Origin of the sequence: Vibrio sp. OPT41 (genome assembly GCF_015163595.1) — a bacterium.
GTDB lineage: Bacteria > Pseudomonadota > Gammaproteobacteria > Enterobacterales > Vibrionaceae > Vibrio > Vibrio alginolyticus.
This window is the reverse complement of record NZ_JADDYH010000036.1, coordinates 278,162-290,281: the sequence shown is the minus strand read 5'-3', so window position 1 is coordinate 290,281 and position 12,120 is coordinate 278,162. Positions and strand designations below refer to the sequence as shown.

The window sequence follows — 12,120 nt, the reverse complement described above, 5'->3', positions numbered from 1 at the left end:
TAAGCTTAACTGGCTTCGGGTAAGCGATGTTTTGACTCCAACAAGTGGTTAGCCGAAGCTTGACGTGCTTTTTCAGCATTGCCTGCCATTATTGCTTCATAAATCTCACGATGTTCTTCGATGCACGTATTGCCTTCCTCAGATGAGTGAGCAATAAAGTTAATGAACATTGTAGTCAGAACATGCCCAAACGGTAAGAAAAAGTCGTTTCCGGTTGAGTTAAAAATAATGCTATGGAAACGAATATCTACATCCATCCAGCGCGCTTTGTCCAGTTCGTCTGCTTTAGCGACTTCCAACATATCTTGGAATGCTTCTGATAGCTGAATTCGCTGTTCCGCAGTGGCATTTTTCGCTGCGAGTGCACAAGCTTCAGGCTCTATAGCGCGTCGTAACCCCAAAAATTGATGACAGAACTGATCTATCTCTGTTAGACCGTCCATCCATTCAATTAATTGTGGGTCTAAAAAGTTCCAGTACGCTCGGTTGATGACTCGAGTACCAACTTTTGGACGTGACTCGAGTAAACCTTTTGATGTTAAAAGTTTTACGGCTTCACGCAAAGCTGTGCGACTGATACCAAACTGTTCACACAGGGACATTTCTCCTGGAAGAATGGACCCTTGAGGGATCTTGCCTGACAAAATGCTACGAGCAATTTCGCGAGCTACTTGTACATGTAAGCTGCGCTTGGAACCGGAGATAGAATGAAATTCACCAGACATAAAATCACTTATCGTTAAAATTGTATTATTTAAGCTTGGACTATATCATCCAAAGTGTAGCTCACCAAGAAGATGTTTACGTAATAACAGTTGTCTTCACAAATCCATTTTGAATCTCCGACTGCTTTATGAAGCCTTCATGATTATGATACTTAGCGTATAACAGATGAGGCCACCGATTCTTACATCATTCCTTATTTATCTGTTAGCTCAATATGTTAGTTAACTCTAGTCGCGCCTACTTATTGTACTCACTGATTTTCAATACACAGCACACAATTTGAATAGAAGGTCAGGTTTCTTGTTAAATAAAGTGATATTGTATTATTATATACTAAAGATCGGTGTGTATGATGTTACTACTCGACCATTCAATATTGAGTTTGGCCAATATACCTCGCGAGTAAAAATCATATTCATAAGATCGTTAGATTTTAGACGCTAAATAACAGTGCTTTACATTTACACAGAAAGTCTCCGCCTTCAAAGCGTGTTTCATTTGGCCTTTTCTAATTATTAGCTAAACAAGTCGTTTAGGCTGCTGGCAATGAGGAATATAGATGGCAGAGTTTTCACTTCTCGGGAATTCAAATCACAAGATACATGTACAAGTAGCAAGACAGATTTCTCGCAAAATATTGTCAGGAGAATTAAGTCAAAATGAGAAACTCCCGAGTGAAATAGAACTGTGTAAGTTGTTTGGTGTTAGTCGGACAGCACTACGAGAGTCGACGAAGTTGCTGTCTGCTAAAGGCTTAATTATCTCTAAACCAAAAGTTGGAACTACGGTACTACCAAGAAACTATTGGCATTTTCTTGATCCTCAACTCTTAGAGTGGATCCAAGATTTAGAAGATACTAAGCCGTTTCTATCTCAGTTTTTAGGATTGCGTAAAGCCATAGAACCAGAGGCGTGTGCGCTGGCAGCCCAAAATGCCAATGCTGAGCAAAGAAAGCTGTTGTCAATTGTATTTCAAAGAATGACGATGGCAGCACGATGTCACGATTATGATGAGTGGATTGCTAACGATCATTTGTTTCATCAAACGATATTCCTTTGTACCGATAATCAATTCTACGTTCCCTTCAGCAATATACTTTCGACCATATTTAAGGTGTTTATTGACAAGTCAGTTGAAGGAGGGAGGTTCTGCCTTAATGAGCACCGTGCAATTTATGATGCAATTATGGTCGGAAACTCATTTCAAGCTCGTTTAGCCTCTCAAACGCTGTTAAATGATGAGAATCAGAGGCTTTCCGACGCCGTGAATAGTTAAGAGCTTGCGTACATTTTTGTTGACTAAAAAGAGTTTTCTGTCGTTTCTTTTTGTCATGAACTTTGCCTAATGACAGAGCTCTTTAGTTTAAACGTTTAACCTCATTACAAAGGTTTACTAATGTTTTCTCAACCATATATAAAGAAAAACTTATCTCTTGCTTGGCCGCTTGCTCTTAATGCTTTGTTGATGCAATCAATGCTTATGATTGATACGCTGCTTGTTACGCCATTAGGTGAAGTTTCACTTGCTGCTATGGGGATTGCTACAACAATAGTTTCTTTTGTTTTAGGTATCCAAATGGCTCTAGCAAATGGGTCTCAATTGGTACTTAGCCGTGCCGTAGGCTCTGGTCATTATCTATCGTTAAATAAAGGTTTCTGGGCAGCTTTAGTTATCAACGTTCTAGTCGCATCCTTATTCTGGCTGTTGATTACTGTCTTTGATGAAGCGTTAATCAGTAAGTTGACGGATAACGTTGATCTCTATGCGGAGACAAAATGCTACCTTGCAATTGCTAAGTTCATCGTCATATTCAATGCCATTACTCAGGTTATGATTGCGGTGTTCAATGCGCTTGGACGGACCAAAGTTCCATTTAAAGGCTATTTGATTGAATTGCCAGTCAACGTGGCGATGTCTTATGTTCTGATTCACGGCCTGACTAATTTTGAAGGTATTGGCGTTCAAGGCGCCGCGGCGGGTAGTTTGGTTGCTATTAGTATTCGGCTGTTATATTTAACCATGTGCATTAAGCTTGATGATTCTATCATCTTGTCTATTAAGAAGCTTGATGCGTCATTGAAAAGCAATATACATAAGCATTTTAAAGAGATTTTCCCCGTCGCGGCGAACGTCACAATGTTACAAACTGGCGCAACGATATACATGTTGCTGTACTCGCAACTGACCTTAAATGCTTATGTCGCTATGACTATCGTGATGCCTTGGATCAAAGCGGGTACTCAGTTCATTACTGCTTGGGCGCATTCATCGGCAATCACGATTAGCCAAGCAATTGGATCAAGAAAAATGGATGAGCTGCGTAACAATGTCGATATTAGTATTGATATGGCCGTGATGATCTCGTTCGTTTCAGCATTTTTCTTTTTTGCACTTAGTTTCGTGCTTCCTGATTTGTATCCCGACTTAGACCCGAGTACTTACAAAGCGTTATCCGCGATTGCTCCACTTTACATACTGCTACCGATAGTACGTGGCTATAACACCGTTCATGGTCATATTTTGAGAGCGTTAGGTAAAACAACGGAGGTGTTTAAGATTAACTTTACCGGTCAGTGGGTAATCTCAATACCGTTATGTGCTTTGATGATTTTATACTTGGATCTTTCAGTATTTTGGGTGTTTGCAATCATGCCGTTTGAAGAAATTGTTAAGGCATGGCCATTTAGGCATTTAGCACGTAAGTCTCTGAAAGATTTCGATATTAATAAGGCAGACAAGCTAATGTACGATTGATCCTATGACTTTGGGATTAGGTCGAAAAGATTCGTAGATGCTATGGACTAAAGAGGAGTATGTCTAGCTTATCATTTTGGGGTTTATCGAGTTTATAAATTGTGATCAATAGAGCACATCATAACTTCTTTCCTCGAATCATTCCTTTGCAAACCTTATTATATGTATGACAATATTACATATAATAAGGTTTAAACATGAAACTCAATCTACTCGTAGCCGCAATGGCTGTTACCTTACCAACTCTTGCTATCGCTTCTGATTTAAATAATGGCGTTGATTATCCAGTCCCTGCCGATAAATTTGATATGCGAAACTGGAAGATCACTATTCCTTCAGATATCAATGAAGACGGAAAAGTGGACGAAATCGAGGGTGTGGCGATGCTGAGTTATTCACACAAAGACTTCTTCTTCTTGAACGAAGAAGGCAACTTGGTATTTGAAGTGCAGAATAAAGCGGTAACGACAAAAAACTCGAAGAATGCACGCTCTGAACTACGTGAAATGCCTCGTGGCGCTGACTTTTCTATTCAAACCGATGATTTAGCAAACCATTGGGCTTTATCGAGCCACCCTCAGGCTGCTAAACACAGTCGCGTAGGTGGAACGTTGGAAGCGACCTTGAAAGTGAACCATGTTTCTGAACACGCCAAATTTCCAGAAAAAGGGCCTGCTCATTCTGTTGTTGTCGGTCAAATCCACGCGAAAAAAATTGATGCAAGAATAAAAGAGGGTAAAGGTTATGGACATGGAAATGAACCCATTAAAATCTTCTATAAAAAATTCCCAGAACACAAAATGGGCTCTGTATTTTGGAACTACGAGCGTAACCTAGCGAAGGAAGATCCAAATCGTATTGATATTGCATATCCAGTATGGGGAAATACTTGGGATAACCTTGAAGAACCAGGCCAAGCAGGTATCGCTCTTGGTGAAGAGTTCAGCTACAAGATAGAAGTTCAAGGAACTATGATGAACTTGACGTTTGAAACAGAACGCCACGAGACAGTGAATTATTCCATAGATCTCAGTAAGGGGATTGATAGTAAGGACTTTGAGCATGGCTACGCAGAAGACATGTTCTATTTTAAAGCAGGAGCTTATGGTCAATGTAGCGTCAGTGAGTCTCACCCTGTGTGGGGTACAGGATGTGCGGGCACCGGTGATTTTTCAGTCGACAAGAAAAACGGTGACTATAACAGCGTGACATTTTCTAAGCTCAAGCTAAATCAAAATTGAAACTAATAGAAAACTAAGAGCTACTCGATTTCTACTTAAGCCTCATCGATTTGATGAGGCTTTTGTTTTCAGTGGAATTCTTTAAAAGGTAAGAAACAAGATAGAGCAAGCAATCACTGGGACTGGCTTGAATTTAGAGTATTGTGTTGAATTTTGTTCTTCTGAAGAGGTAAAAAAATAAAGCCAGGCTCGAAAGCCTGGCCTAGTATCAAGTGCTACAAAATAACACTAGAGTTGCTTTGAATCGATGTTATCGAAATATGCTTTTGTTGAAGCACCACTTGTGTCCCCTACATAAATAGTCAGTTGTGATGGTGTATTCGTTGCGTCTAAGCCTGTTTCGGACTGGCTTGGCGCATCAACCGTTTTTCCATTAATAGAAACGTTAATCTCATCACCATCCCAAGCTAGGGACATTGAGTTCCAAGCGTCAGTCGTAATAGTGCCTATTTCTACGTCATCTGATCCTGCTTCGGCTTCAACTTTACCACTGCCCGAAATTCTCAATTCGTAGTAACGATCTGAGTTGTTTTTACCTGAGCCAACATTAATGTATGTAGTTTTTTCGTTGTCTGACGGAATGTAAACATCGAATGACACGCTACCGTTTGATGTTGCTCCGTTTGAAAACTCGCGCGTAACGTATGGTTTGTTGGTCGTATCTGTGTCGGATATTAGCAGAGAGTTAGCGCCGCTCTTTGATACATCATCACTTACTACAGCCACGGACGTCAAGGTGGAGGAGTCATCAGCAACCGTATTGTATTCTTTCCAACTAGAGTTTGCTGAACTGATATTTGTTCCTACTGGGTATGAGTCAAAGTTTTCACTCACGTCTTCTGACGGTTTATCAGGATTAGAACTTCCGTCTGAAATGACAACCGCTTCGCTTGATGCACTGTTGTAAATTGTCGCGAGGTCTAAGCCTGGAATGTAGTTGTCAAAATCCTCTTCTAGAACCAACACTTCAGAGCCCGAATCACTAGAGTAAATCTTCAAGTTGTCTGCATTTAATTCAAAGTTTGTAGTGTTGCCATTATCACCTAGTCTCAGTGATACATAAGTTACAGCGGTGCCATCAGCGACAGGTAACATTTCACCTATTTGTTTACCGTTAACCGAAAAAGAGAAGAAGTTTTCTACCCAACTGACTTCTATCGCGAGGTTTTCACCTAACTCAAACGTGTCGCCTGTTTCCGTCAAGTTTCCACTTGCATCGCGGTATTTGATTTTGCCGTTTTCAAATGCCACTTCGCCATGCAAGTTGGAATTCGAGGTTTTTGCTGCATAAAATGAGATGTAAGCATTGTCACCAGAACCGTCGGCTTCCTGTTCTGTTTCTTCATGATGCTGGTAAGTTAGATCTACAGTTAGTCGGCCTGTTGAAATTTCTGAAACACTCGTTGAATCAGACAGCTTGATTCGTAACTCACCGGTGTCTTCTTCTGTTCCACCTTTATTGGTATCCAAAATTTGTACGACGTTGTTATCGCCAGCGTCATTATTTGCCGCTGCAACTGCATCTTTCACCGCATCGTTTTCTGATTCATCGTTACCGGTGAAGTTTCCGTCATTTGTTCCTGAGATGGTTAACATGCCGTTTGAAACTTCATAAGTCCCTGTTAACTCGGTGGGGTTACTTAGATCGCTCTCGTCATAAAGGTTGAATGTAAGCGTCTCTGTATCTTTATCTTCGGTATAAGTTGAAGTGTAGATTGTGTAAGTACCGAAGTTATCATCATCGTTATAATACTTTTGCGTACCGTCTTCAAAGACATAGACGTTTGGCAGGTCGTGCTCATCATCGGATTTCGCCACAGTGGCTGGTGTTGAAATATCCCACATACCTTGGCTCAACTCAGACTCAGTTTCTGTTGGTGGGGGGGCCGATGGTGCATCCCTTAAATCAGTGTTACATCCGGTTAACAAACCTGTGGAAATAGCAATTGCTGCTGCAATTTTTGTTACTTGCATGGTAGGTACTCACTTCTATGTGTTTTTATTTATGTAATATTGTTAGACAAATAATTTCTGTCATCTAGATGGTTTTATCAATAGAATGATCCGACTCACACTAGATACAATGATCGCTCACTGAAGTGATGAATAAGTCACACAAAATAGTTGAATATCAACATCAATAAGAGCTGAACCTTTATGAGGTTGAGGGCTTTCTTTATAGAGAAACAGCAAAAACTAAAGGTGATTTAGGAAAGAAATTTGATTTTACATCAAGATTTTTTATTTTAAGTCATTGAATTTATTGTTGTTTATATTTTTTAATCTTCTTCTTTATCATATGAAACGAGTTAAAACATTTCTCTGTAAGTGATGTCTACAAAGGTCGTTTTAGAATCAGACATAGCTAACACTTTTGAATATATAATAATACAAATTGTCAGTTGAGGGGCACTTACATGATTAATATCACAGAACTCTCATGATGAATTAACTAGTATTTGTCATACATTAATTCAATAGTGTTGAATCAAATCCAGGGATTTAAGTGGTATCCCAAAAAATATATACAGAGAGATATAATCATGAAAGCAGTTACAACAATGTCCCTATTCGTTGCTTCCACATTAATGACGGGAGCGGTTTCCGCAGCAACTTTAGACTATCGCGCAGAATATAAGCATGAGAGTGAAACTTATGCCCAACGTATCAAAATTAGTGGTAGTTCTAAAATTAACGATCAGACCAAACTGAACTTTGGTGTTGAACAAAAATTCCATAGCTACGACAACTCGCATTTTTGGGATCAACTCGTTGCTGGTGATTCTGAGTTTGATTGGGGAGTTCGCTACCAAATAAATAAACAATGGTTTATCCAACCAGGGATGCCTATTACTTTTGGCGATGATGACGAAAAAACCACTTATAAACCACAAGTTCGTGTTGGTTACAAATCCTCTTTTGGCTTAAGTACCGCTTTACGTTACCGACACGAATTTCAAGTTTATTCAGATGGTGCAGGTAACAAAACACTAACGGATGGTACTTCGGTAAGCGTTGCTGGGAAAACAGTTGAACAAGGTAAGTGGACACTGACAGGCTCTTACGATATGCGTCAGTTTGATAACGAGTACCTTGATAACGTCAAGCTGAGCTATGAGATCAACTACAACAAAAACTATGACGAAGTGCGTTTATCTGATTGGAAAGATTCTGAGTGGGATGCTGGCTTAATTGTTGGTTACCAAATGGGAGATTTCCGTCCTTACTTTGAATTGTGGAATGTCAAAGGTAAGGATGGTTCAACCACGGATGACCGCCAATTGAGAACACGCCTTGGCCTTAAATACAGCTTTTAACCCGAGTGTTATTGCCTAATTGTTGTTACAGCAAAAGAGCTGTTAATTCATTTTTATATTGTAGGTGTTAGATTACATGAAGCATATTTTCTTCAAAAGCTTGTTAGCTTCTTCTATTTTACTTGCTGTGGGCTGTAATAGTACGGCGACCATGGTAGATCCATTTCCAAACAACCAAGAAACTGGTGCTGATATTCTGACTCCCGTTACGATAACGGCGAGTAGTCATGATGGTAATGTTCCAGAGCAGTTGTTTGACCAAGATATTATGACACGTTGGTCAGCAAATGGTGATGGTGAGTGGGCGATGTTGGATTACGGCTCGGTTTATGAGTTCGACGCAATTCAAGCCTCGTTCAGCAAAGGTAACGAACGCGTCAGCAAATTTGATGTTCAGTTTAGTACTGATGGTGAAAACTGGGTGACGGTTATTGAGGGTGCGCAAAGCTCTGGTCGCGCACTTGGCTTAGAGCGCTTCCAGTTTGAGCCTGCAGTAAAAGCACGCTATGTTCGTTACGTTGGCCACGGTAATAGCAAAAACCAATGGAACTCAGTTACTGAGTTAGCGGCAGTTAATTGCGGAATTAATGCCTGTCCGGCAAGTCACATCATTACTGATGACGTCGTTAACGCTGAAGCGGCTATGATTGCGCAAATGAAAGCGGAGCAAAAGGCACAAAAGGATTTACTCAAAAAGAATCGTAAAGGCGACTTTGGAGCACCAATCGTCCGTCCTTGTGAAACGACTGTGACGTGTGATCTTTCTAAAGCGATGCCTTACCCTACGTTACCGAAAGAGCCACTCGCTACAAATGCTCCGGGTGAAAACTTTGACTTAACACGTTGGAAACTGACGACACCTTTCGACCATGACAAAGATGGTCGTGCTGATGATATTGATGAGTGGGACTTGGCTAACGGCTTCCAACACTCTGATATATTCTACACAGCAGATGATGGCGGAATGGTATTCAAGAGCTATGTGAAAGGCGCTCGAACTTCTGAAAACACTAAATACGCGCGAACTGAGTTACGTACCATGCTTCGTGCTGGTGATAAGTCTTACAGCACAAAAGGTGTAAATCCTAATAACTGGGTATTCAGTTCTGCACCAGTTGAAGATCAAAAAGAAGCGGGTGGTGTAGACGGTACGCTTGAAGCTACTCTGAAGATTGACCACGCAACCACAACTGGTCAGTCGCATGAAGTTGGCCGCTTTATTATCGGCCAGATTCATGACAAAGATGATGAGCCAATTCGTCTTTATTATCGTAAGCTACCAGACCAACCAACAGGTACAGTTTACTTTGCTCACGAAAAAACCAAAACTGGAACAGAGGATTACTACAGCTTAGTGGGTGATATGACTGGTGAAATCGGTGACGATGGCATCGCGCTAGGTGAAAAATTCAGCTACATCATTGATGTGAAAGGCAACACAATGACAGTTACGGTAAAACGTGATGGTAAAGATGATGTTGTTCAAGTCGTAGATATGAGTGACAGTGGCTATGACGAAGGTGGCAGATATATGTACTTTAAAGCCGGTGTCTATAACCAGAATATGTACGGTAATCCAGATGATTACGCACAAGCTACTTTCTATAAATTAAAACAATCTTTTGGTAAGTACCAAGGCTAGTTCTATCACTTTTAGTTGATTGAAGTCCTTTGCCCTCGGCTTTGTAGCTGAGGGCTTTTTTTCTATAGAAGAATAAAACAGCTCAAATATTATTTTAATTGACATAGATAAATTAATTTAAAAATTTATCACCATAGATAAGTAATAATTATTGATTGCTTTTATCTTCTGACAATGTTTATTTTTAAGTGCGAATGTATATTAGAGTAGTTTAATTGGTTAAATTTAAAATAGCTCAGCGTTAGGGTAGATAAATATCTCATGAAACTATAGAAGCTGTTTTTAAGCTGCCTAAGTGGAGGTTGACTTATATATTTATCGTAGAAGGAAACACTATGCGTGAAGCGAGTTGAATTGTGGTGTTCTAAAAGAAGAGGCCACGAGAAAATAAATTTCCCGTGGCGGCGGTATGAGCTTTGTTCGTTGCTTTAGAGCAAAGTAGCAAGCCTATTGCTAAGAGATTGAAATGACTATTGATGAAGAGTGCTCAAAGCACTAAAGCTCACATCAAAGATTTCTCCTCGATATGCATTATCAGGTTTAAACTGAGGGTAAATTCCGGCTTTGAAGTAAAACGCAATATCAGGCGACGCCCATCTTTCAGTCAGAGTATAGGACTTGTTGTTAGCGGTGTCTGAGTATGCTTCTCCCCACTTCAGTGTGTGCGAGACCATATTACTGCCATCTGCATCGTAGGTGGCTAAAAACAGTCCTTCCTTATCGGCACGGATCGTATATTGCCAGTCTTCGTTTACCGCGTAGGTACCAAGCTTAACGCTGAATGCGTTGCAATCAGTACAGTCTTTGTTGTTATCAAGTTTGTAGTTATCGTTCAGAATAACTCGGACTGGCTTATTGTCACCTTCCCAAAGTAGCTTCACGAGTGCTTGGCTGATTTTCCAACCATGTATCTGGCCTACCACGACTTTTGGTAATTGACCGTCGATTTTAGGGTATTCGTTGATTCTTAGTGTTGCGTTTAGCGTATGAGAAGTTGCACCGGTACGACTATCTTCAATATACCAACTTGTCTCTTCATCGCTGGTGCTGCAATCCGGGGAGTTAGTACTGATGTAGAGCTCTCGCAATTCTGAACGGATGTAACTGGAGTTGGCCGTTGACGTGCCGTAACCCATATCGGCGCGGAAATGCATGCTACCGTCAATAACATTGAAGTATGATAAATCAATCTCGCGTTGGTAAACGCTCTCTTCGTTAGACAGAGGATCTTTACTTGAATTACAACGCTCAGGCTCTAATTCAGTCGCGCTGTCACCGCCAAAACCATACCAATCATTTTTGCTTGTAGGAATGGTTAATTTCCAATCGTCAATATTCCAAGCTATTGAATCAGTATGGTCAGTTTCGGTTAGTCCTAACTGCTTAAATTGTACCTTTGCTTCACCGTTTTCAAACTGGTTGTAAACTCCGGCTTTAAAGTAGCTCAGGAGGTGCTGCCAGTAGGATACATCTACATTTACCTTTTGCTCATCGTTCACTTTAATGGTTAATGTGTTTTCTCCGATTTTTACTTCGAATCGCGTGAATGCGTTGAGATCGGCTTTTCCTAAATCATAACGATCGTATGATGTTGCATAACAATCTGATGCGCTAGAAGGTAGACTGCAATCTATGGCATTGTTCTTTACTACCGCCCAGTAATGACCAGTGATACTGTTTCGTTCTTGTTCCCAAACGATTCGTAACAAAGGGTGTGGGATAGCACCTGTACCAGAAGTATCTGTGCCTTTGTTATGAATTTGCAGGAAAGTGACTTCATCATGGTTTGCAGGGGAGCTAGCCATTGCAAGGTTAATCTCTGGTAATCGAACATCTGCATACAAAGTTCTAGAGACGCCTTGTTCTGAAATGTTGAAGTTTTCTCGCTCACGAACTTCTGAGCGCATTTTGTAGTTCGACATTTTAAAGACAAGGTAATTGGAATCCTTTTCTGCGTAAAAGTGGTCACTCTTATAATCCGAGAATGCTCCATTTTTGACGTCACTGGTTTTATTTCCCTCCTTCCCATTGGGATCTGATACTTGTAAATCTGAATTACTCAATATGTTTTGAAATTTTGCTATTGAGTATGGTGCTACATGCTCTTGGTGTGGAATATTTGGTTTATCATCTTGGCTTGTAGGGGAGGTATTTCCTCCACACCCTATTAATCCAAGCCCAGAGAAGCTTATTAGAAGCAATTTAGTTGATTTTATAAACACAGTAGTACGTCTCTTACACTATCTAATATTTGTAATACAATATCATTTTAGTGTTGTTGGGGAGTAGTTTAGTCATAAGTTAAATAGTAAAAGTGTTAATTAAATCTCAGAAGAGTTCTATATCTATAAGTGGTGTCTTTGATAAGGCGTAAGGTTAAGTTATGTCTGTTTTTCCTAAGAGTTATTAACGGTTTTACTATGATTAAACGCTAATTGA

At 40.2% G+C, this 12,120-nt stretch carries 8 protein-coding genes; 5 read left to right on the top strand and 3 right to left on the bottom strand.

What is annotated here, in order from left to right; all coding sequences use genetic code 11:
* Nucleotides 1-5: 5 nt before the first annotated feature.
* The gene (locus IQP38_RS15600; protein WP_005388529.1) at nt 6-725 is read right to left on the bottom strand and encodes a FadR/GntR family transcriptional regulator; all 720 of its coding nucleotides are present in this window, start codon (nt 723-725) and stop codon (nt 6-8) included.
* Between the two features lie 560 nt (nt 726-1,285).
* On the opposite strand from IQP38_RS15600, the gene IQP38_RS15595 reads away from it, so the two are divergent.
* The 3 genes from IQP38_RS15595 (at nt 1,286) to IQP38_RS15585 (ending at nt 4,722) form a co-directional block, all read left to right on the top strand.
* On the top strand, nt 1,286-2,002 hold the full coding sequence (locus IQP38_RS15595; RefSeq protein ID WP_017634231.1) for a FadR/GntR family transcriptional regulator: 717 nt from the start codon (nt 1,286-1,288) through the stop codon (nt 2,000-2,002).
* Nucleotides 2,003-2,191: 189 nt separating this feature from the next.
* Nucleotides 2,192-3,481 carry an MATE family efflux transporter gene (locus IQP38_RS15590; protein ID WP_025998585.1) on the top strand — a complete coding sequence of 430 codons (1,290 nt, stop codon included), beginning with the start codon at nt 2,192-2,194 and terminating at the stop codon, nt 3,479-3,481.
* 197 nt (nt 3,482-3,678) lie between these two features.
* Nucleotides 3,679-4,722, top strand: coding sequence for a polysaccharide lyase family 7 protein (locus tag IQP38_RS15585; RefSeq protein WP_017821219.1), 1,044 nt, complete (start codon nt 3,679-3,681; stop codon nt 4,720-4,722).
* A gap of 228 nt (nt 4,723-4,950) precedes the next feature.
* Here the strand turns inward: IQP38_RS15585 and IQP38_RS15580 are convergent, their stop codons facing one another.
* On the bottom strand, nt 4,951-6,696 hold the full coding sequence (locus IQP38_RS15580) for a hypothetical protein (RefSeq protein ID WP_017821220.1): 1,746 nt from the start codon (nt 6,694-6,696) through the stop codon (nt 4,951-4,953).
* Between the two features lie 569 nt (nt 6,697-7,265).
* Between IQP38_RS15580 and IQP38_RS15575 the strand changes: the two genes are divergently transcribed.
* A complete protein-coding gene (locus IQP38_RS15575) occupies nt 7,266-8,039 on the top strand; it encodes an oligogalacturonate-specific porin KdgM family protein (protein ID WP_053307760.1) in 774 nt (257 codons plus the stop codon).
* Between the two features lie 76 nt (nt 8,040-8,115).
* A complete protein-coding gene (locus tag IQP38_RS15570) occupies nt 8,116-9,681 on the top strand; it encodes a polysaccharide lyase family 7 protein (protein WP_017821221.1) in 1,566 nt (521 codons plus the stop codon).
* A 470-nt stretch (nt 9,682-10,151) separates the two neighbouring features.
* Here the strand turns inward: IQP38_RS15570 and IQP38_RS15565 are convergent, their stop codons facing one another.
* Nucleotides 10,152-11,903, bottom strand: a complete 1,752-nt coding sequence (locus tag IQP38_RS15565; RefSeq protein WP_193837726.1) for a polysaccharide lyase family 7 protein — start codon at nt 11,901-11,903, stop codon at nt 10,152-10,154.
* Nucleotides 11,904-12,120 lie beyond the last annotated feature (217 nt).